General features: G+C 67.4%; 21 protein-coding genes. 15 read left to right on the top strand and 6 right to left on the bottom strand.

Features of this window, described 5'->3' with window-relative positions:
• Positions 1–361: 361 nt before the first annotated feature.
• From KHP16_RS02380 to KHP16_RS02350, 7 genes are all read left to right on the top strand, one after another.
• Entirely contained in the window at positions 362–982 is a 621-nt protein-coding gene (locus tag KHP16_RS02380; RefSeq protein WP_109581969.1) for a MotA/TolQ/ExbB proton channel family protein, read from the top strand.
• A 17-nt stretch (positions 983–999) separates the two neighbouring features.
• Positions 1,000–1,431 (top strand): ExbD/TolR family protein, encoded by a 432-nt coding sequence (locus tag KHP16_RS02375; protein WP_211959514.1) that lies wholly within the window; start codon positions 1,000–1,002, stop codon positions 1,429–1,431.
• Between the two features lie 207 nt (positions 1,432–1,638).
• Positions 1,639–2,745 (top strand): tetraacyldisaccharide 4'-kinase, encoded by a 1,107-nt coding sequence (gene lpxK / locus KHP16_RS02370; RefSeq protein WP_115953740.1) that lies wholly within the window; start codon positions 1,639–1,641, stop codon positions 2,743–2,745.
• Entirely contained in the window at positions 2,726–2,947 is a 222-nt protein-coding gene (locus KHP16_RS02365; protein WP_109581972.1) for a Trm112 family protein, read from the top strand. The genes lpxK and KHP16_RS02365 overlap by 20 nt, the downstream gene beginning before the upstream one ends.
• Positions 2,948–2,963: 16 nt before the next feature.
• A complete protein-coding gene (gene kdsB, locus KHP16_RS02360; protein ID WP_109581973.1) occupies positions 2,964–3,773 on the top strand; it encodes a 3-deoxy-manno-octulosonate cytidylyltransferase in 810 nt (269 codons plus the stop codon).
• Between the two features lie 253 nt (positions 3,774–4,026).
• Positions 4,027–4,692: an adenylate kinase gene (gene adk, locus KHP16_RS02355; protein ID WP_109581974.1), complete on the top strand. Its 666-nt coding sequence runs from the start codon at positions 4,027–4,029 to the stop codon at positions 4,690–4,692.
• Positions 4,693–4,878: 186 nt separating this feature from the next.
• The gene (locus tag KHP16_RS02350; protein ID WP_121491939.1) at positions 4,879–5,637 is read left to right on the top strand and encodes an SDR family NAD(P)-dependent oxidoreductase; all 759 of its coding nucleotides are present in this window, start codon (positions 4,879–4,881) and stop codon (positions 5,635–5,637) included.
• Position 5,638: 1 nt separating this feature from the next.
• Here KHP16_RS02350 and KHP16_RS02345 read toward each other — a convergent pair whose 3' ends face one another.
• Entirely contained in the window at positions 5,639–6,547 is a 909-nt protein-coding gene (locus tag KHP16_RS02345; RefSeq protein WP_211959513.1) for a helix-turn-helix transcriptional regulator, read from the bottom strand.
• A gap of 154 nt (positions 6,548–6,701) precedes the next feature.
• On the opposite strand from KHP16_RS02345, the gene KHP16_RS02340 reads away from it, so the two are divergent.
• Positions 6,702–7,469 carry a methyltransferase domain-containing protein gene (locus KHP16_RS02340; protein WP_211959512.1) on the top strand — a complete coding sequence of 256 codons (768 nt, stop codon included), beginning with the start codon at positions 6,702–6,704 and terminating at the stop codon, positions 7,467–7,469.
• 2 nt (positions 7,470–7,471) lie between these two features.
• On the opposite strand, the gene KHP16_RS02335 is transcribed toward KHP16_RS02340, so the two are convergent.
• Entirely contained in the window at positions 7,472–8,377 is a 906-nt protein-coding gene (locus tag KHP16_RS02335) for a LysR family transcriptional regulator (RefSeq protein ID WP_109581978.1), read from the bottom strand.
• 97 nt (positions 8,378–8,474) lie between these two features.
• Between KHP16_RS02335 and KHP16_RS02330 the strand changes: the two genes are divergently transcribed.
• Positions 8,475–9,506: a bile acid:sodium symporter family protein gene (locus tag KHP16_RS02330; protein ID WP_211959511.1), complete on the top strand. Its 1,032-nt coding sequence runs from the start codon at positions 8,475–8,477 to the stop codon at positions 9,504–9,506.
• A 21-nt stretch (positions 9,507–9,527) separates the two neighbouring features.
• On the opposite strand, the gene KHP16_RS02325 is transcribed toward KHP16_RS02330, so the two are convergent.
• Positions 9,528–11,063, bottom strand: a complete 1,536-nt coding sequence (locus tag KHP16_RS02325) for an N-acetylmuramoyl-L-alanine amidase (RefSeq protein ID WP_115953746.1) — start codon at positions 11,061–11,063, stop codon at positions 9,528–9,530.
• On the bottom strand, positions 11,057–11,590 hold the full coding sequence (gene tsaE, locus KHP16_RS02320; RefSeq protein WP_109581981.1) for a tRNA (adenosine(37)-N6)-threonylcarbamoyltransferase complex ATPase subunit type 1 TsaE: 534 nt from the start codon (positions 11,588–11,590) through the stop codon (positions 11,057–11,059). Before tsaE ends, KHP16_RS02325 begins: the two co-directional genes overlap by 7 nt.
• Here tsaE and queG point away from each other — a divergent pair.
• Positions 11,568–12,848 (top strand): tRNA epoxyqueuosine(34) reductase QueG, encoded by a 1,281-nt coding sequence (gene queG / locus KHP16_RS02315; protein WP_373561908.1) that lies wholly within the window; start codon positions 11,568–11,570, stop codon positions 12,846–12,848. The two genes, tsaE and queG, sit on opposite strands and share 23 nt — an antisense overlap.
• On the opposite strand, the gene KHP16_RS02310 is transcribed toward queG, so the two are convergent.
• Entirely contained in the window at positions 12,841–13,734 is an 894-nt protein-coding gene (locus tag KHP16_RS02310) for an AEC family transporter (protein ID WP_109581983.1), read from the bottom strand. The genes queG and KHP16_RS02310 overlap by 8 nt on opposite strands.
• A 176-nt stretch (positions 13,735–13,910) precedes the next feature.
• Here KHP16_RS02310 and KHP16_RS02305 point away from each other — a divergent pair, with 176 nt between their 5' ends.
• The 5 genes from KHP16_RS02305 (at position 13,911) to KHP16_RS02285 (ending at position 18,081) form a co-directional block, all read left to right on the top strand.
• Complete coding sequence (locus tag KHP16_RS02305) at positions 13,911–14,540, top strand: chalcone isomerase family protein (protein WP_211959510.1); 630 nt, start codon at positions 13,911–13,913, stop codon at positions 14,538–14,540.
• Positions 14,541–14,622: 82 nt separating this feature from the next.
• Complete coding sequence (locus KHP16_RS02300; RefSeq protein ID WP_109581985.1) at positions 14,623–15,600, top strand: tripartite tricarboxylate transporter substrate binding protein BugE; 978 nt, start codon at positions 14,623–14,625, stop codon at positions 15,598–15,600.
• A gap of 89 nt (positions 15,601–15,689) precedes the next feature.
• Entirely contained in the window at positions 15,690–16,169 is a 480-nt protein-coding gene (locus KHP16_RS02295; protein WP_115953748.1) for a methylated-DNA--[protein]-cysteine S-methyltransferase, read from the top strand.
• 11 nt (positions 16,170–16,180) lie between these two features.
• Positions 16,181–17,110, top strand: coding sequence for a site-specific tyrosine recombinase XerD (gene xerD / locus KHP16_RS02290; RefSeq protein ID WP_115954078.1), 930 nt, complete (start codon positions 16,181–16,183; stop codon positions 17,108–17,110).
• A 59-nt stretch (positions 17,111–17,169) separates the two neighbouring features.
• Positions 17,170–18,081 carry a LysR substrate-binding domain-containing protein gene (locus KHP16_RS02285; RefSeq protein WP_211959509.1) on the top strand — a complete coding sequence of 304 codons (912 nt, stop codon included), beginning with the start codon at positions 17,170–17,172 and terminating at the stop codon, positions 18,079–18,081.
• On the opposite strand, the gene KHP16_RS02280 is transcribed toward KHP16_RS02285, so the two are convergent.
• Complete coding sequence (locus tag KHP16_RS02280; protein WP_244835622.1) at positions 18,032–19,558, bottom strand: N-acyl-D-amino-acid deacylase family protein; 1,527 nt, start codon at positions 19,556–19,558, stop codon at positions 18,032–18,034. The two genes, KHP16_RS02285 and KHP16_RS02280, sit on opposite strands and share 50 nt — an antisense overlap.

The raw sequence follows: 19,558 nt of genomic DNA, 5'->3' as shown, positions 1-19,558 counted from the left end.
TTTTCTCATGCTGTCCACAACCGATCCACAATCCTGTCCCGCCCGCGTGTGGATACCGCCACTGCCCAATTTTCAGGCAGCACCCATCGATTCCTTATCAATCAACGAGTTAGCTCGGGTATCCGGCGCGTATCCACAAGCCGTCCACAGTCCTGTCCGAAACGTCTGTGGATACGCGGTGACACCGCTGCGGAGGGCGCTTGCCGCGCGCTGACGCGCGGGGTAGAGTGGCGCCTGATTTTTTCGAGCACGCCGCTGCCCGCCCCGTTTCGTTTCGTTTTGTCTCGTTTCGGGGGCGCGCATCAAAGGCTGCCTGGTCTGCTGTGTTTCGGGTCTGTTTGTCGTCGAATCGGGGGTCCACGTGTTTTCCATCATTCAAGCGGCCGGCTGGCCGATCTGGCCACTGCTGCTCGCCTCGGTCATCGCGCTGGCGCTGATCGTCGAACGGTTCCTGTCGCTCAAGCGCAGCAAGGTCCTGCCGCCGAAGTTGTACGAGGAGGCGCTGTCCGCTGCCCAGCAGCGCCGCGCCACGCCCGAGGTCGTCAACACCCTCGAACAGAATTCGCCGCTCGGCCGCATCCTGGCCGCCGGCCTGCGCCACGTCGTGCTGCAGCCCCACACTTCCCGCGATGCCGCCAAGGACGTGGTCGAGGAAGCGGGCCGCGCCGTCGCGCATGACCTCGAACGCTATCTGAACGCACTCGGCACGATCGCTTCGGTGGCGCCGCTGATGGGCCTGCTCGGCACCGTGATCGGCATGATCGAGATCTTCGGACACCAGAACGGCACCGGCGCCAACCCGGAACAGCTCGCGCACGGCATTTCGGTCGCGCTGTACAACACGGCGTTCGGCCTGATTGTGGCGATTCCCGCGCTGATCTTCTGGCGCTATTTCCGCCGGCGCGTGGACGACTACGTGGCCGAGCTGGAATTCCGCGCGACCACGTTCCTCGACGCCATCCTGCCGCAACGGCGTTCGTAAGCGCGCGGGAGCACGCCATGCACTTCCGTTCCCGCCAGCGGCGCGAGGAGCCGGAGATCAACCTGATCCCGCTCATCGACGTGCTGCTCGTGATCCTTATCTTCCTGATGATCACGACCACCTATTCGCGCTTTACCGAACTCCAGATCCAGTTGCCGACCGCGGACGCCGAGCGCGCCCAGCAACGGCCGACGGAAATCGTGGTGTCGGTGTCCGCGCGCGGCGTCTATTCGGTCAACAAGCAGGTGCTCGAGCAGAAGGACGTGACGAGCCTCGCGGATCAGCTGCGCAATGCGGCCGGCCCAGCGACCAGCGCGCAACCGCCGGTCGTCATCGTCAATGCCGATGCACAGGCGACGCACCAGGCGGTGATCAACGTGATGGAGGCCGCGCGCGTCGCGGGTCTGTCGCGCCTGACCTTCGCCACGCAGAGTTCGCAGCCGCGTTAATACCACCACCACCCTGCGCACAACACCCCGCAGCACCACCACCCCGCGCACCACCGCCCTGCGCACCACCGCGCTGTCGCCGAGGATGATGGCGGGGATGACGGAGAGATGACGGGGAGATGGCGGCGGGGTGCACCTCGATCGCTCCCGCCTCGTTGTACCATGCGGGCATTGCCGCTTCTGACCGCACTGCCCGACCTTCCCCCGATGCCCGCACCCCGACACGCCCTCGCCGCCTTTGTCACCGACCAGTGGCAACGCCGCGGCTGGTTCGCCTGGCTGATGCTGCCGTTCTCGCTGCTGTTCGGCCTGATCGCGCGCGTGCGCCGCTACGGCTATCTGCACGGCTGGTTCCGTTCGACCCGGCTGCCGATGCCCGTGGTCGTGGTCGGTAACGTGACCGTCGGCGGCACGGGCAAGACGCCGGCCGTCATCGCGCTCGCGCAGGCGCTCGTCGAGGCAGGACTCCGCCCCGGCGTGGTGTCGCGCGGCTACGGCGTCAAGCTCGCGCATCCGCGCCGCGTCAAGCCGGCCTCCTGTGCAGCCGACGTCGGCGACGAACCGTTGCTGATCGCGCGCGCGACCGAGGTCCCGGTATGGGTGTTTCCGGACCGCGCGCTGTGCGCGCAGACGATGCTCGTGTCCCATCCCGGCGTCAACGTGCTGCTGCTCGACGACGGCCTGCAGCACTACAAGCTCCAGCGCGACTTCGAAATCGTGATGTTCGATGGCCGCATGGGCGGCAACGGCCTGCTGCTGCCCGCGGGGCCGCTGCGGGAACCGCTCTCCCGCCCGCGCGATGCCACGCTGATCAACGACCCGCACTTCCGCGCGACGCCCGACAAGCCCGATGTGTACGGCATGCGGCTCGAGCTCGACGTCGCCTGGCAGTTGTCCGATCCGACCATGACGCGGCCCGTGTCGGCATTTGCCGGGCAGCGCGTGTTCGCGGCAGCGGGCATCGGCAACCCAGAACGATTCTTCGCAAGCCTGCGGCAGGCGGGCCTGAAGCCCGCCACGCTGCCGCTGCCCGATCATTACGACTTTGCCGAGGATCCGTTTGCCGCGCATCCGGCCGCCATCGATGCGGAGGTGATCCTGATCACCGAGAAGGATGCCGTAAAATGCGAGCGCTCCGAGTACCATGACGACCCCCGCATCTGGGTCGTCGCTACCACGCCCGTGATCGACGCGGGGCTCATCGATAAAATCCGCCGCGCCGTGACGGCGCGCGCGCCGGCCGTTGCCACACCCGTGACCACCGGTGTGGCCGGCCCAGACAAGGAACACCAGGATGGACAACCGGCTGCTTGAGATCCTCGTTTGCCCGCTGTGCAAGGGCAAGCTGGAGTACAACCGCGCCGCCCAGGAGCTGATCTGCCATGCGGACAAGCTCGCGTATCCGATCCGTGACGGCATTCCCGTCATGCTCGCCGACGAGGCCCGCCAGTCGGTGCCCGGCCGCGTGATCGATCCCGACGCACCGGCCGCCGGGAGCGGCAGCGCCAACAGCTGATCGTCCGCGCGCAGCCATGACCATTCCGGACTTCACCGTCGTCATTCCGGCGCGCATGGCCTCCACGCGCCTGCCGGACAAGCCGCTGGCCGATATCGGCGGGCATCCGATGATCGTGCGCGTGGCTGAACGCGCCCATGCTTCGTCCGCGCGCCGCACGGTGGTCGCCACCGACGCGCCGGCGGTGGCGGAAGCCTGCGCGGCGCGCGGCGTCGAGGCCGTGCTCACCCGCGCGGACCATCCCTCGGGCACGGACCGCCTGTCGGAAGTGGCCACCCTGCTGGGTCTGCCCGACGATGCGATCGTCGTCAACGTGCAGGGCGACGAGCCGCTGATCGATCCGTTGCTCATCGACGAGGTCGCGCTGCATCTGGCCGCGCATCCGGACTGCGCGATTTCCACCGCCGCGCACCCGCTCGACGACATCGCCGATGTGTTCAACCCGAACGTCGTCAAGGTGGTATGCGACGCCGCGGGCCGCGCGCTGTATTTCTCGCGCGCACCGATTCCGTGGTCCCGTGATGCCTGGTCCGCCGTGCCGGCCCAGCCCGCCGCCTCGGCGCAGGTCGCGCTACCGTCGATGCCCGTGCTGCGCCATATCGGCCTGTACGCGTACCGGGCGGGCTTCCTGCGCCGCTTTCCGACGCTGGCCGCCGCGCCGCTCGAACAGACCGAGGCGCTCGAGCAGTTGCGTGCGATGTGGCATGGCGAACGGATCGGCGTGCTGGTCACGGCGTCCGCGCCGGCGCCCGGCGTCGATACGCCCGCCGACCTCGAACGCGTGCGCGCGCTATGGGCCGACGGGATGTCGCAGGACGGTCCCTGACCGCATCTCTTCACTTAAGTTCACACTGCTGCAACCGAAGCGGAGGCCGAATCCGCGCCGCCCATGGCATAATGCCTGCCGAAACAGAGCCCGCGATGCGTGGAAATGCGCGTCGCGCAAGGCTCGGTGGGGAGATAGAACGAGCCCGTCCGGCAGGTATCCGCTGCCGTAAGTCCCGCGTCAACTTGCGGCGTTACCCTCCTTCGAAGTCTCCCGCGTTACCAGATTCCAAAAAACTTCTGAGGACCCGTAAATGCGTTTGATCCTGTTGGGCGCCCCCGGCGCCGGCAAAGGCACGCAAGCCAAATTCATCTGCGAAAAATTTGGCATTCCGCAAATCTCGACGGGCGACATGCTGCGCGCCGCGGTCAAGGCCGGCACGCCGCTCGGCCTGGAAGCCAAGAAGGTCATGGACGCGGGTGGTCTGGTGTCCGACGACATCATCATCGGCCTGGTGAAGGATCGCCTGAAGGAATGCGATTGCGATCAGGGCTACCTGTTCGACGGTTTCCCGCGCACGATTCCGCAGGCCGAGGCCATGAAGGAAGCCGGCGTCGCGATCGACTACGTGCTGGAGATCGACGTGCCGTTCGACGCGATCATCGAGCGCATGAGCGGCCGCCGCGTGCACGCCGCCTCGGGCCGCACCTACCACGTCAAGTACAACCCGCCGAAGACCGACAACGTTGACGACGTTACCGGCGAGCCGCTGATCCAGCGCGACGACGACAAGGAAGAAACCGTGCGCAAGCGCCTGGACGTCTATGCGAACCAGACGCGTCCGCTCGTGGACTACTACTCGAACTGGGCCGCCAATGGCGACGCCACCGCCAAGGTTGCCGCGCCGAAGTACCGCAAGATCTCCGGTCTGGGCGATGTGGACAAGATCACGGCCAGCGTGTTCGACGCGCTGAAGTAACCGCCCGCCGCACCGCAAGGGCAAAAGAAGCGACCCCTCGGGTCGCTTTTTTTTTTTGGGCGTTGCGGGACTCCCGCCTTTCGGTCACACCGAAGCCACCGTAGAATGGCTGTTGATTGACGTATACGTAAAGTAATCAGGCAACGCGACAACCCGACAACGCCGATAACGAGAGGAAGACACGGTATGGACATCCAGGGCAACGTATTCATCGTCACGGGCGGCGCGTCCGGACTCGGCGCGGGTGCCGCGCGCATGTTCGCGGAAAACGGCGGCAAGGTCGTGATCGCGGACCTCAACGAGAGCGCCGGGCTCGAATTGGCGAAGGAGCTCGACGGTGCGTTCGTGCGATGCGATGTCACGTCGGAAGCCAATGGCCACGCCGTGGTCACCGCGGCGCAGGCGATGGGCCGGCTTGCGGGGCTCGTCAACTGCGCGGGGATTGCCACCGCGGCCAAGACGGTCGGCAAGAACGGGCCGCATCCGCTGGATCAATTCGAGAAGACCGTTCGCATCAACCTCATCGGCACGTTCAACATGATCCGGCTCGCCGCGGCGGCAATGGTGCAAAACACGCCGGATGCCGAGGGTGAGCGCGGCGTCATCGTCAACACCGCCTCGGTGGCCGCTTACGACGGACAGATCGGGCAGGCGGCTTATGCCGCGTCGAAAGGTGGCGTGGTATCGATGACGCTGGCCATTGCGCGCGATCTTGCGCGGGATGGCGTGCGATGCATGACGATCGCGCCGGGGATTTTCGAGACCCCGATGCTGCTCGGTATGCCGCAGGAGGTGCAGGATGCGCTGGGCCGCATGGTGCCGTTTCCGCCTCGCCTCGGCCGGCCGGTCGAGTACGCGCGGCTTGTGCGGGCGATCGTGGGCAATACGATGCTCAACGGCGAGGTGATCCGCCTCGATGGCGCGATTCGAATGCAGCCGAAATAGGTTAGTCACCCGGCTCCCGCGCGGGCAGCAGCATGACAAGCATGGTGCCCGGCGCCGCGGGCGGGATGAAGGTCAGCTGGTCGAAGTAAACGATGCCGCGCGCGCGATCGTGGAACCCGCGCCGTCCCCCCTGCCGCTCTTCCACATCCTGCGAGGCCCACGCCTCGCGGAAGGCGGGGCTCGCGTCCTGCAGCCCTTCAATGAGCGCGCGCGTGGGCGCGTCGCCCGCGTGCGGCAGGCTGTGGACGCGGAATTCCGCCACGAGACGCGCGGCGCGGTGGGGCCAGTCTTCCACAAGGGCCTGCAGGCGCGGCGACAGGAACATCGCGCGCAGCAGGTTGCGGTCCTCGCTGCCGGCGTCGAGCCATCCCACGAAAAGCTCGGCGGCCGCCGCGTTCCAGGCGAGCGCGGTCCATTGACGGTCGAGCAGATACGCGGGTCCCGCGATGGCCTGCACGCTGGCGAGCAGTGGCGCTGGCACGGACGGGTCCGTCGCCGCGCGCGGTTCGGCCTTGCCCGCCAGCGCGAACAGATAGGCCCGCTCGGCCCGCGACAACCGCAGCGCCTGCGCAAGCCCATCGAGCGCGCGCGCGGACATGGCCACCGGGCGGCCCTGCTCGAGCCACGTGACCCACGTCGCGCTAAGGCCCGAGAGCTGGGCGACCTCCTCGCGGCGCAGGCCCGGGGTGCGCCGCCGGCGGCCCGGCGGCAGCCCGACATCCGCCGGAGTCAGCCGCTCGCGATGATTCCGGAGAAACGTGCCGAGCGCGCTATCGCGCCCCGCCGCTGCGGGGCCCGGGGCGTCGGGCGCGCTGTCCGGTGCGACCGCCGTCGCGTCCGAAGCGGCGGCTGCGCGGTCTCCCGGGTAGGGTTCGCGGCGCGCGTCGTTGTGATCGGAATCAGGGGGCATGGTCAGGGCGCGGCGTCTGTCACAGCGTGACTGGTGCGATTTATACCAGGATAAACCAGTGAGTTGTACCGGGAAAACGACCCGACTACAGTACGTGAGCGCTGCCCCGTCGGCAAGCAAAAATCCCCCATCACAAGAACAAAGGTCGATCGTCATGCAACAACAGGAACTCGTCGCCGCCCAGTTCGGCGCCACCGCCAATGCCTATCTCACCAGCGCCGTGCACGCCCAGGGCGCCGACCTGACGCAGCTGAAGGACACACTCGGCAAACTGGAAACCGTGCGAAGCGGCCGCGTGCTCGATCTGGGTTGCGGCGCCGGGCATGCGGGCTTCGCCGCCGCAGCCGTCGCAAGGGAAGTGGTGGCGTACGACCTGTCGTCGGAGATGCTCGGGGTGGTGGCCGGCGCCGCGCGCGACCGGGGCCTTGCCAATGTCCGCACGCAACAGGGCGCGGCGGAAACGCTGCCGTTCGACGACGCGAGCTTCGACGCCGTGGTCTCGCGCATGAGCGCTCACCACTGGCGCGACGTGCCGGCCGCGCTGCGCGAAGTGCGCCGCGTGCTGAAGCCCGGCGGCACCGCCGTGATGATCGATATCGCCGGCGCGGAGGACCCGCTCTGCGATACGTGGCTGCAATCGGTCGAGTTGCTGCGCGACCCGTCGCATATCCGCGACTACACCCCGCCCGCGTGGCAGCACATGTTCGAGGCCGCGGGATTCGGCGTCGTGGTGTCCCCGCTGTGGCATATCGACCTCGAGTTCGACAGCTGGGTGGCGCGCATGCGCACGCCCGAGGTCGCCATCGCGGCGATCCGGCATCTGTGGCAAAAGGCCCCGCGCGAGGTCGCCGAGCGCTATCGCGTCAAACCCGACGGCAGCTTCACGCTCGAAGCGGTGATGGTCATCGCTACACGGAAGTAACGCTACGCCGCCATCGCCTCGGCGGGCAGCGGCAGGTTCCGGATCATGTTCCAGACGGCCGCGGCCGCGGGCGATAGCGAGCGGTCCTCGCGCCGGACCATCACGATGCTGCGTTCCTCGCAGGGCACGAGCGGCCGCGAGACCAGCGGCGACGCGGCCGGCAGCGGCAGCGAGAACGACGGCAGCACCGACGCGCCGATGCCCGCCTCGACCATGCCGAACACGCTCGCCGAGTGCCCGAGTTCCTGTACGACATGCGGCGTCACGCCATGTCGGGCCAGGATGCGGTCGATCAGCGGCCGGCTGCCGGAAGCAAAGTCGAGCAGCGCCAGCCGCTCGCCATGCAGCGCGCTCCATGGCACCGATTCGGCGGTGGCCAGCGGATGATCGCGACGGCAGACGAAGCAGAACGGATCGGTGGCAAGCGCCTCGATCGTCAGCCCCTCACGCGCCAGCGGATCGATGAGCACGCCGAAATCCACGGCGCCCGCACGGATCTGTTCGAGTCCATCCGCCTGCACGTTGTCGCGAATAAACAACCGAATTTCCGGATATTCGCGCGCGCAGGCGGCGACGTACATCGGCATCAGCCGCGCCGAAATCGTCGGCGCGCTGGCAATCACCACCCTCCCCCGATACCGTTCCCCGAGCTGCCGGGTCTCCTCGAGCGTGTCGTCGAGCTGGCCAAGTAACCGCTCCAGCGCCGGAACCAGGGCGTTTCCGGCATCGGTGAGCACCACTTCGCGGGTAGTACGATCCAGCAACCGCACGCCAAGTGCCTCTTCGAGCTCTTGCACCCCTCGCGACACGGCAGGCTGTGTCAGTCCGACCGCATCGGCGGCCCGGCTGAAACTTCCATGCGCCGCGACAGCCAGAAAGACCCGCAACTGCCTAAGGGTGTAATTCATGCGAACGAGCGATTAATGAATGAAATAAATGAATTTGCATTCTAGACAGGTCTTGTGTCCAATACTAGGCGGAAACCCTTAGGCACTATCCCTAGTCATGACCACCGCCATTCTCGCGCCTTTCAAAAAAACCTACGACCTGATCGACGGCTTCGTCCTGATCATGCTGACCGCGATCGCGATCGCGCTGCTCGCCCCTGAAATCGGTACCGGCGAGGGCCCGCTGCATCTCGGCATCGTGACGAACGTCGGCGTCGCGCTCGTGTTCTTCCTGCACGGCGCCGCGCTCTCGCGCGAGAAGCTGGTGGCGGGCGCGAAGCACTGGCGCCTGCATGTGTTCGTGCAGGCGTTCACGTACGTGGTGTTCCCCGTCGTCGGCGTGATCCTCATGTTCTCGCTGCGCTCGGTACTGCCGCCCGACCTGCTGCTCGGCGTGTTCTATCTCTGCGTTCTGCCGTCCACGGTGTCCTCGTCGGTCGCCATGACGTCGATGGCGCGTGGCAATGTGCCCGGCGCGATCTTCAACGCGACGATCTCCGGCCTGATCGGCATGGCCCTCACCCCGCTGCTGATGGGCCTCGTCATCAGCGCGAGCGGCGCGTCGATGCCGCTCGGCAAGGCGCTCATGGGCGTGGCGCTGCAACTGCTGCTGCCGTTCGCGCTCGGCCAGGCCGCCCGTCCGCTCATCGGCAACTGGCTGGCGAAGAAGAAGCAGATCACCAACAAGATCGACCGCGGCGTGATCGTGCTGATCGTGTATTCGTCGTTCTGCGATGCGACCGCCGCCGGCCTGTGGCACCAGTATCAATGGCAGACCATCGCCGCCGTGATGGCGCTGGCCGCGGTGCTGCTGTTCGTCGTGCTCGGCGCGACCACGTTCACGGCGCGCCGTCTGAACTTCCCCATCGAGGACGAGATCACCGCGGTGTTCTGCGGCTCGAAGAAGAGCCTCGCCAACGGCATTCCGATGGCCAAGATCTTGTTCGCGGGTCACCCCGCGCTGGGCCTGCTCGTGCTACCGCTGATGGTGTATCACCAGCTGCAGCTGATCGTGTGCTCGGTGATCGCGGCCCGTTACGCGAACCGCGAGGACGAGCCGGTGCGCAACCGTGCCGCGGTGCGCGCCTGACCGAACCGGCTTGCGGCTCGTTTAGACCGAGGGATTCTTCGCCAGGGGAGGATTCTTCGCGAAGTAGGCCTTGATGCCGCGCAGGATCGCGTTGGCGAGCTGCTCCTGATGGGCATCGTCGTTGAGCTTGCGCTCCTCTTCGGGATTGCTGATGAACGCGGTCTCGACGAGGATCGAAGGAATGTCCGGCGCCTTGAGCACCGCGAACGAGGCCTGCTCCACGCTGCCCTTGTGCAGGCGGTTGATACCGCCAATCTCCTTGAGCACCGCGTTGCCGACCTGCAGGCTGTCGTTGATCTGCGCGGTCGTGGACAGGTCCAGCAGCACGCGCGCGACCTGCGCATCCTTGTTGCCCATATTCGCGCCGCCGATCAGATCCGCGGCGTTTTCCTTGTTGGCCAGCCAGCGCGCGGCCGAACTCGACGCGCCGCGCTCGGATAGCGCGAACACCGACGCGCCCTTCGCCTCCGGCGACAGGAATGCGTCCGCGTGGATCGACACGAACAGGTCGGCCTGCACACGGCGCGCCTTCTGCACGCGCACGTTCAGCGGCACGAAGAAGTCCGCGTCGCGCGTCATCATCGCGCGCATATTGGGCTGCGCGTCGATCTTCGCGCGCAGCCGATGCGCGATCTGCAGCACCACGTTCTTTTCGTGCGAACCCGCCGCGCCGGTGGCGCCGGGATCCTCGCCGCCATGGCCAGGGTCGATCGCCACGGTCAGCAGACGGCGCAGCTTGAACTGGCTCGGCGGCGGCACGTTGGTCTGCGCCATCGGCGGTGGAATCGCGGGCGCGGGCGGCGATACCGGCGCGGAAGGGACCGAGGGCGCCGAGGGTGCCGATGGCTTCGGCCTGACCGCCGCGATAGCGGGCGGCGGGGCGGTCGTGCCCGTGGGAATCTGGTCCTTGTCCTCGAGCTTGCGCACGATCGCGCCGATCGCATCCTCCTCGGCACCGGCCGGCGCGCCCGACACGCCCGCCGGCCCGGACGGCGGCTCGCTGGATGCGAAGCGCCGCTGCTTGTCCTCGGTATCGCGCACGAGTTTCCATAACGGATCGGGCGGATTCACGGGATACAGGTCGAAGACGAGGCGGTTGCGATAGTCGCCGACGGGCGCCAGCGTGAACACCTGCGGCGAGACGTCTTCCTTGAGGTCGAACACGAGGCGAACCACGCGCGGCCGGTTCTGGCCCACGCGCACGCTCTGGATGTACGGATCGTTCGCCGCGATCTTCGCGACGATCTCGCGCAGCGTGGGCGAGAGGTCGAGCCCGTCGATATCGACGACGAGCCGATCGGGATTGCGCACCATCTGGTGCGAGGCGGCCAGCGCGCTGTCGGACTCGATGGTCACCCGCGTATAGTCCTCGGCGGGCCACACGCGCACGGCCACGATATTCGCACCGAACGCGATCTGCGGACCCGCCAACGTGAGCACGGCGGTGCCGGCACCGAATTTGAGGCACTGGGCCATCCACTTGCGGCGCGCCGTCATGACCCCGTCGGGGGCGTTGGAAACATCGGGTCGGTCGGTGGCGATTCGCTTGATCAGCATGCGGTCAGCAACGTAAGTCCAGTGGGAGTATAGGCCCGCAGGGTGGCCATGCGGGCATCGGCGCCCTCGTCGGCGCCGCCCGGCGCCGGATTCTGGCCGCGGCTGTCCGATTGGAGCAACACATGGAGATCAGGTTCCCCGAGCAGGCGCCCGGCTTTCTCGGGCCATTCGACCAGATTGAAGGCCGGCTCGGCGAAGCAGTCGCGGAACCCAGCATCGATCCACTCCTCGGGATCGGCAAAGCGGTACAGGTCGAAGTGATAGACCGTGAGCGGCGAACCGTCCGCGCGCGCCACGTCGTACGGCTCGCACAGCGTGTAGGTGGGGCTACGAACCTTGCCCGTATGGCCGAGCGCGCGCAGCACCGCGCGCGACAGCGTGGTCTTGCCCGCGCCGAGGTCGCCGGACAGCTGGACATGGATCGTGCGCGGCGCGAGCGTGCGGACCGCGCCGGCCAGCGCGGCGCCGAACCGTTCGGTGGCGGCTTCGTCGGGTAGCGCGAGGATGCGTTCTTCGATCAGGGGCATTGCGTACAATTCGGGGATGACCGACCGAGCCGTACCCGCGCCAGCCACATCGCCAGCGCCACAAGTATCGACTGACCGCGTGACCGACCGGGCCACGGACAGCGCGTGCCATCGCGGGCGCGAGGCTGGCGCGACAGCGTCGGCCGAGTCGATGCGCGCGCTCGTGGCGTCGATCCGGGCCTGGGGCGCCGAACTTGGTTTCGATGCGGTACGCATCGCGGATGTCGATCTGAGCCATGCGGAAGCGGGATTGCTCGCATGGATCGATGCCGGTCATCACGGCGACATGGATTATATGGCGAACCATGGCGCGCGGCGCGCCCGTCCCGCCGAACTCGTGCCCGGCACGGTCCGCGCCATCGTCGCGCGCATGCCTTATCTGCCCGCGCAGGGTCCCGAAAACTGGCGCGCGCACGAATTCTCCCGCCTCGACGATCCCTCGACGGCCGTCATTTCCGTCTATGCGCGCGGCCGCGACTATCACAAGGTCCTGCGCAGCCGGCTGCAGCAGCTCGCCTCACGCATCGAGCAGGCGCTCGGCGCGTTCGGCTATCGCGTCTTCACCGATTCCGCCCCCGTGATGGAGGTGGCGCTGGCCACGCAGGGCGGCCTCGGCTGGCGCGGCAAACATACGCTGCTGCTCGACCGCGAAGGCGGCTCGATGTTCTTCCTCGGGGAAATTCTCGTCGATATCCCGCTGCCCGCGGACCCGCCCGAGACGCCCCACTGCGGCCAGTGCACGCGCTGCATCGACATCTGTCCGACGCAGGCGATTCTCGCGCCGTACCGCATGGACGCGCGACGTTGTATTTCTTACCTGACCATCGAACACAAGGGCGCGATTCCGGAAGCGCTGCGCGCGCCGATGGGCAATCGCGTCTATGGCTGCGACGATTGCCAGCTCGCCTGTCCCTGGAACAAGTTCGCGCATCGGGCGACGCTGCCGGACTTCGACGTGCGCAACGGCTTCGACGCGCCCGACATGGTTGCGCTGTTCCTCTGGACGGAAGCGGAATTCAATCAGCGGCTCGAGGGCAGCCCGATTCGCCGGATCGGTCACGAGCGGTGGCTCCGCAATCTGGCCGTGGGGCTCGGCAACAGCCTGCGCGCGGCCTCGGCCGCGCAGGGCGATGCCGCCCTTGCCGCCCTTGCCGCGCGCATTCGCGGCGCCCTGCACGCGCGGCAACAGGATGCCAGCGCACTCGTGCGGGAACACGTGGACTGGGCGCTCGCACAGGACGCGGCGCCGGTCAGCTGACCAGCGCGAGCCAGAGCGGCGTCGTGACGATCGCCGCGATCGTCATCACCGAGATCGTCGCGGCCACCAGCGGGCCGTTGCCGCCCATCCGCACGGCGAGGATGTACGCGCTCGACGCTGTTGGCAGCGAGGCGTACAGCACCACGATCTGATACTGCAGCGTCGTCAGCGGCAGATAGCGCCCCACGATCCACGCGAAGCCCGGCATCGCCACCAGCTTGACGCCGCTCCACCACGCCATCGGACCCACGGTGGACGCCGCGCCGGCCATCTGCAGGCCGGCGCCCACGGTCATGAGGCCCAGCGCCGTGGAGGCGGAGCCGAGCCGGCCCAGGATCATGCCCACCACCTCGGGCGGATGGAGGCCGATGACGTTGGTCAGCAGACCGCCCGCCGTGGCGAGGATGAGCGGATTGCGCGCGAGCTCGCGCAGCAGCCTTGACTCGCCCTCGCGCGCGAGCGCCCATACCGCGACGACGTTGCAGATCGGCACCGAGCAGCCCACGATGATCGCCATCAGCGCGAGGCCTTCATTGCCGCCGAGGCGCGCCGCGATCGCGAGCGCGATATACGAGTTGAACCGGAACGCGGTCTGCAACCCTGACGCAAAGTCGATCGCATCGGGCCGCAGCACCCATTTGACGAGGTAGCCGCCGATCATGCCGACGGCCGTCGTGGCGAGCGCCAGGCCGAGCATCGCGGACGTCGAGGAGAAGTCGAACTTCGCGCTGTTGGTCGATTGGAGAAGCAGAGCGGGGAACAGGACGAAGTAGACGAGGCGTTCGATGCCCGCCCAGAACGCGCGGTCGAACGGCGAGTACCGCACCAGCAGCCAGCCGATCAGGATCAGGCTGAAGTCTGGAATCAGCAGCAATGCGGATGACATGGGTCTCCGGGATGTCGTGTTGTCGTTATAAGTGCGGCTTAGGGCAGATACGGATGGGTATTGTTCCAGAGATCGGGCAAGATGGCATGCCGAATCCTGTTTTCGGACGTCCGCTTCTGCATACATTTGCGCGTGGCGCGATCCGTCGTCCTCCCTGCCGTACCCATGTTGTAGCCATGTTGTCTGCGTCTCGTCTTTCCTTCCGCGCCGCGTTGCGCGCCCCGCTCCGCGCCGCCCTCAAGGGTGCGGCGGTGGCGTTCGCCGCGTTCGCGCTTTGCGCGGCGCCGGCTGGCGCGGGCGAGATCGAAGGCGTGCGCTTCGACGACGCGGCCCGCCTCGGCGGCAAGGAGCTGCCGCTCAACGGCACGGGCCTGCGCTCCGGGTTCGTGATCAAGGGCTACGTCGCCGCGCTCTACCTGCCCGAGCGCGCGCGCAACGCGACCGTGGCGCTCGGCACCCCGGGGCCCAAGCGGCTGCAGATCCGGCCGCTGCGCGAAGTCGAATCGGACACCTTCGTGAAGGCCCTGAACGAAGGCATGCGCGAAAACCACAGCGAACTTCAGGTCCGGATGATGTCGGACCGCATGACGCAGCTCGCGCAGGCCATGAACCAGGTGGGCACCGCGCGCCGCGGCGACATCATCAATCTCGACTTCACCCCGGACGCCGGCACCGTGATCGCCATAAACGGCATCCCGCGCGGCAGGCCGATTCCCGGCGAAGACTTCTACCAGGCGGTGCTGCGCATCTTCCTGGGCGAGCACCCCGTGGACCGCGATCTCAAGCGCGGGCTGCTGGGCGACTGAACCACCGTTCGAAAGAAACGACACGCTTTTCCGCCGGGCATTACCGTGCCCGGCCTACGCATCTAACCGGAGACACCCTCTCATGCAAGCTGGCAAAACCGCACTGTTCCTTGCGCTCGCCGCCTCGGCCACCCTGCCTGCCGTCGCGCAGGCCCAGTCGTACCCGACCAAGCCGATCCGCCTGATCATCCCGTTCGCGCCCGGTGGCACGACCGACATCGTCGGCCGCGGCGTGGCCGACCAGATGAGCAAGATCCTGGGCCAGCCGGTGGTGGTGGAGAACCGTGCCGGTGGCGGCGGTTCGATCGGCGCCGACGCGATCGCGAAGGCCCCGCCCGATGGCTACACCATCGGCATCTCGACCGTGTCGACGATGGCGGTGAACCCGGCCTGCAATCCCAAGCTGTCGTACGACCCGATCAAGGACCTGAAGCCGATCGCCAACGTCGCGAACGTGGCCAACGTGATCGCCGTGAACCCGAACTTCCCCGCCAAGGACTACAAGGAGTTCATCGCGGTGCTGAAGGCCAACCCCGGCAAGTATTCGTACGCGTCGTCGGGCACCTGCGGCTTCGGCCACATGCTCGGCGAGCAGTTCAAGGTCTCGACCAAGACCTTCATCGTGCATATCCCGTATCGCGGCGCGGGTCCGGCGCTGAACGACGTGCTCGCGGGACAGGTGCCCATCATGGTGGACAACCTGCCGTCGTCGATGCCGTACATCAAGGCCGGCAAGCTGCGTCCGCTGGTCGTGGCGTGGAACAAGCGCGTGGAAGGCCTGCCCGATGTGCCGACCTTCGGCGAACTGGGGCTGAAGGAGCCGAACGATCCGGCCTGGTACGGTCTGGTGGCGCCCGCCGGCACGCCTGACGACATCATCAACAAGCTCAACGCGGCCGTCGTGAAGGCGCTGCAGGACAAGGGCTTTGCCGATCGCCTGCACGCCGCGGGCGCCGAGCCGTCGGGCAACACGCCGGCCCAGCACGCGGCCGAGATCAAGAAGGAATTCGAGAAGATGAAGAACCTGGTCAAGGTGCAGAACATCAAGCTCGAGCAGTAATCCGTCCCGCCGCGTTTGGCGGCATGGGCGCGTGACAGCCAAAATAAAAGGCATAGAATCCGTTCTATGCCTTTTTTTTCGTCCCTCGCATGACGGTCAACTTCGATGCCATTCTCCCCGCGCCGTTCGGTAACGTCGGCGTGCGTACCGAAGGCGATGCCGTCGCCGAGCTGGTCTACCTGCCGGAGACGTACGACACCATCGCGCCCGGGAGCGCGCTGCTGCGCGACGTGGCCGCGCAACTCGACGCCTACTACGCGGATCCCAATACCGTGTTCGACCTGCCGCTCGCCACGCGCGGCACCGACTTTCAGCGCCGCGTCTGGGCGCAGATATGCGCTGTCCCGCGCGGTGGCCTGACGACCTACGGCGCCATCGCGAAGACACTGCGCAGCGTGCCGCGCGCGGTGGGTCAGGCCTGCGGGCAGAACTGGTTTCCGGTCGTGATTCCTTGCCATCGCGTGGTCGGCGCCAGCGGGCTCGGGGGCTTCGCCCATCACGGCGAGGAAGGCTTCCATCTCGGCGTCAAACGCTGGTTGCTGCGCCACGAAGGCGCGATGCTGTTGTGAGCGCGGCCGGCATGCAGCCGTCCGCCGTCATCGACGAAGCGGCGCTCGCCGCGGACCTCTCGCTCGTCGATCGTTTCTGCGATGCGCTGTGGCTTGAAGACGGGCTGTCGCGCAACACCATCGATGCCTACCGGCGCGACCTGTCGATGCTCGCGCGCTGGCTGCACGAAAACGACCATGGCGCGCTGCTGGGCGTCAATGACACGTCGCTGTCCGCGTACTTTGCCGCGCGGCACACGGAAACCCGCGCGTCGTCGGCCAACCGCCGCCTGACCGTGTTTCGCCGCTTCTTCCAGTGGGCGCTGCGCGAGCACATGGTGCAGGCCGACCCATGCCTGCTGCTGCGGCCCGCCAAGCAGCCGCCGCGCTTTCCGAAGACGTTGTCCGAGGCGCAGGTGGAAGCGCTGATCGAAGCGCCCGACACGGGCACGCCGCTCGGCCTGCGCGACCGCACGATGGTCGAACTGATGTACGCGAGCGGCCTGCGCGTGTCCGAGCTCACGCAGATGAAGACGGTCGAGGTCGGGCTGAACGAAGGCGTGGCGCGCGTGGTGGGCGGCAAGGGCAACAAGGAACGGCTCGTGCCGTTCGGCGCGCAGGCGAGTGACTGGCTGCGGCGCTATCTTGCCGAATCGCGCCCCGCACTGCTCGCGGGCCGCGCGTGCGACGCGCTGTTCGTGACGCAGCGCGGGGAAGGCATGACGCGGCAGGCGTTCTGGCACCTCATCAAGAAGCACGCCCGCGAGGCCGGCATCCATGCTCCGCTGTCGCCTCACACGCTGCGGCACGCATTCGCGACGCATCTGCTCAACCACGGCGCGGACCTTCGCGTGGTGCAGCTGCTGCTGGGCCACGCCGATATCTCCACCACGCAGATCTATACCCACGTCGCGCGCGAGCGCCTGCGCGAGCTGCATCAGCAGCATCATCCGCGGGGGTGACCACGCGCGATCTGCCCGGTGTATCTTGCCGCCAGAGCGACTGCCGCCAACCGACCGCCATGAAGAGCACCACTGGACGCCACCTCCCCGCGCTGACCAACCTCGTTGCCCTCGAAACCGCCGCCCGCCTCGGCAGCGTGACGGGCGCGTCCGAGGAGCTTTGCCTGACGCAAGGCGCCGTCAGCAAGCAGATCACGGAACTCGAGGAATTTCTCGGCGTGCGGCTGCTGAATCGCCGCAAGGGGGCGATGGCCGCCACGCCGATCGGCGAGGCGTATCTGAAGACTGTGCGCAAGGCGCTGGCGATGCTCGAGGAAGCCACGCGCGAGGTGCAAACGGGATGGGCCGCGGGTGGCAGGCTGAACCTCTCCGTGCCGGTCTCGCTCGGCAACATCTGGCTGCTGCCGCGGCTGCTCCGGTTCGCAAAGGAACAGCCGCAGATCCAGCTCAACGTGACGACGAAGGTGGGCCCGATCGATCTGGAGCACGCACAGCAGGACGCCGCGATCATGTACTGCGCGGACCCGCCGCCCCATCTTTACTCGATGAAGGTCATGCCGCTGGAACTCTTCCCGGTCTGCGCGCCGGAGCTGCTGCCGGCCGGCGCCACGCTGGCCACGGCGGCGAAAAAACGCATACCGCTGCTGCACCAGATGGCCGCGCTCGAAGCGTGGCCGTCGTACCTGAAGCAGCAGGGCATCCGGCAACCCGAGCGCGACGGCCCCCGATATGGCTTGCTGACCATGGGCCTGCAGGCCGCGCTCGGCGGCATGGGCGTCGCGCTGCTGCCGGACTATGTAGCGGGCGAGGACATCCGCGCGGGACGGCTGATCCGGCTGTCCGCCACCGCCTACGTGTCACCCAAGTCGTACTACTTTGTCTGCCTCGAAGAGAAGCTCGCCCACCCCGCGATGCAGTCGTTCATTGCGTGGCTGCGCGAGCAGCGTTCGGAGGCGCTGCCTGCGCCTTGATCGAGTCAACTTCCACCGCGTCACCCTTCACGAGCGTCGATCCGACGAAGCGCCCGGGCCGATTGCCCGTGGGCATGCCATCGCGCAACGTCGCCTTGCCCGCGACGAGCACATGCACGACGCCGACGGACGGCTGTACCGGATCGTCGAACGTGGCGCGGTCCTGGATCGTCGCGGGGTCGAACACCGTGATGTCCGCCACATGCCCCACGCGCAGTTCTCCACGGCGTTCCAGGCCAAAGCGCCGCGCCGCGAGCCCCGTCATCTTGTGCACGGCGCGCTCCAGCGGAAACAGGCCTAGATCGCGCGAGTACAGGCCCAACACGCGCGGGAACGTTCCCCACAGCCGCGGGTGCGGCGTCTCGTCGGAAGGAATGCCATCGGAGCCGACCATCGTATCGGGGTAAGCGAGGATGTCGCGGACATCGCCCTCGTCCATGATGAAGTAGACCGCGCCACCGGGCACCAGCGCCTCGGCCACCTCGCGGCGCGAGCGTCCCCATGCCTCGGCGATCTCTTCCAGATAGCGGCCCGCCACATCCGGATGCGTCGACGACCAGGTAATCAGGATGCGGTCGCACTGGTCCACGCGCTCGGGACGCAGCATCGTCGAGGACGCCGCGTATGGATAGCAGTCCATGCATAGCGGCATGGTCCGCGCGAGCTCGCTCACCTGTGCGAGGGTCTCGCGGCTGCGGCCATGGTTCTGCTTGCCCACGAGCTTGTGGTGCGAGATGACCGTGGAAACGCCCAGCGCCTTGCCGATACGCGCCGTTTCGTCGATGGCCTCGCGCACGCGATCGCTCTCGTCCCGCATATGCGACACCAGTACCCCGCCGAGCCGGCGCATGGGCTCGCACATGCGCACGATCTCGTCTTCCGGCGCGGCGGCCGATGGCGGATAGAACGTACCCGTGGACACACCGATGGCGCCCTGGCGCAATGCGGTTTCCACATCCTCCCGCATGCGTTCGATCTCCGCGTCGCTCGCGGCCGCGCCCAGTTGGCCGACATGCCGCGCGCGCAACGTCGATTGCCCGACCAGCACCGCCACGTTGACCGCGGCCGGTGCCGCCGCGAATGCGTCGCGGTAGGCCTGCACGGAAGGGAACTGGTACCCGCCCCGCAGGATATCGAGCGGCGCCGGCGGGATCGTGCGGGTCACGAGCGGAAACAGGCTGATGCCGCAGTTGCCCGCGATGATGGTCGTCACGCCCTGCGTCACCTTCGGCAGCATCTCGGGCGACTGGAACACCAGCCAGTCGTCGTGCGTGTGGGTATCGATGAAACCAGGCGTGACCGCGAGCCCGGTCGCATCGATTTCGGTGGCCGCCCGCGCGTCGCGCAGGTCGCCGATGGCGGCAATGGCGCCGTCCTGTATCGCGATGTCGGCGGCGCGCCGCGGTGCGCCCGTGCCGTCGATGAGATCGCCGTGACGGATGATCGTGTCGTACTGGATGGTGATGGGCATGGTCAT

Origin of the sequence: Cupriavidus plantarum (assembly GCF_905397285.1) — a bacterium.
Taxonomy (GTDB): domain Bacteria; phylum Pseudomonadota; class Gammaproteobacteria; order Burkholderiales; family Burkholderiaceae; genus Cupriavidus; species Cupriavidus plantarum.
Note: the sequence above shows the minus strand (reverse complement) of the source record. Positions and strands in the feature narration are given on the sequence as shown.

Bases quoted from the DNA above. Each gene is read 5' to 3' on its own strand.
- queG (WP_373561908.1), top strand. From the start codon at position 11,568: ATGCGTTCTTCGATCAGGGGCATTGCGTACAATTCGGGGATGACCGAC.
- KHP16_RS02285 (WP_211959509.1), top strand. From the start codon at position 17,170: ATGAAGAGCACCACTGGACGCCACCTCCCCGCGCTGACCAACCTCGTT.
- KHP16_RS02365 (WP_109581972.1), top strand. From the start codon at position 2,726: ATGGACAACCGGCTGCTTGAGATCCTCGTTTGCCCGCTGTGCAAGGGC.
- KHP16_RS02375 (WP_211959514.1), top strand. From the start codon at position 1,000: ATGCACTTCCGTTCCCGCCAGCGGCGCGAGGAGCCGGAGATCAACCTG.
- KHP16_RS02340 (WP_211959512.1), top strand. From the start codon at position 6,702: ATGCAACAACAGGAACTCGTCGCCGCCCAGTTCGGCGCCACCGCCAAT.
- KHP16_RS02300 (WP_109581985.1), top strand. From the start codon at position 14,623: ATGCAAGCTGGCAAAACCGCACTGTTCCTTGCGCTCGCCGCCTCGGCC.
- lpxK (WP_115953740.1), top strand. From the start codon at position 1,639: ATGCCCGCACCCCGACACGCCCTCGCCGCCTTTGTCACCGACCAGTGG.
- adk (WP_109581974.1), top strand. From the start codon at position 4,027: ATGCGTTTGATCCTGTTGGGCGCCCCCGGCGCCGGCAAAGGCACGCAA.
- KHP16_RS02335 (WP_109581978.1), bottom strand. From the start codon at position 8,377: ATGAATTACACCCTTAGGCAGTTGCGGGTCTTTCTGGCTGTCGCGGCG.
- KHP16_RS02345 (WP_211959513.1), bottom strand. From the start codon at position 6,547: ATGCCCCCTGATTCCGATCACAACGACGCGCGCCGCGAACCCTACCCG.
- KHP16_RS02280 (WP_244835622.1), bottom strand. From the start codon at position 19,558: ATGACCATGCCCATCACCATCCAGTACGACACGATCATCCGTCACGGC.
- KHP16_RS02350 (WP_121491939.1), top strand. From the start codon at position 4,879: ATGGACATCCAGGGCAACGTATTCATCGTCACGGGCGGCGCGTCCGGA.
- tsaE (WP_109581981.1), bottom strand. From the start codon at position 11,590: ATGCCCCTGATCGAAGAACGCATCCTCGCGCTACCCGACGAAGCCGCC.
- KHP16_RS02310 (WP_109581983.1), bottom strand. From the start codon at position 13,734: ATGTCATCCGCATTGCTGCTGATTCCAGACTTCAGCCTGATCCTGATC.
- KHP16_RS02330 (WP_211959511.1), top strand. From the start codon at position 8,475: ATGACCACCGCCATTCTCGCGCCTTTCAAAAAAACCTACGACCTGATC.
- KHP16_RS02325 (WP_115953746.1), bottom strand. From the start codon at position 11,063: ATGCTGATCAAGCGAATCGCCACCGACCGACCCGATGTTTCCAACGCC.
- kdsB (WP_109581973.1), top strand. From the start codon at position 2,964: ATGACCATTCCGGACTTCACCGTCGTCATTCCGGCGCGCATGGCCTCC.
- KHP16_RS02305 (WP_211959510.1), top strand. From the start codon at position 13,911: ATGTTGTCTGCGTCTCGTCTTTCCTTCCGCGCCGCGTTGCGCGCCCCG.
- xerD (WP_115954078.1), top strand. From the start codon at position 16,181: ATGCAGCCGTCCGCCGTCATCGACGAAGCGGCGCTCGCCGCGGACCTC.
- KHP16_RS02295 (WP_115953748.1), top strand. From the start codon at position 15,690: ATGACGGTCAACTTCGATGCCATTCTCCCCGCGCCGTTCGGTAACGTC.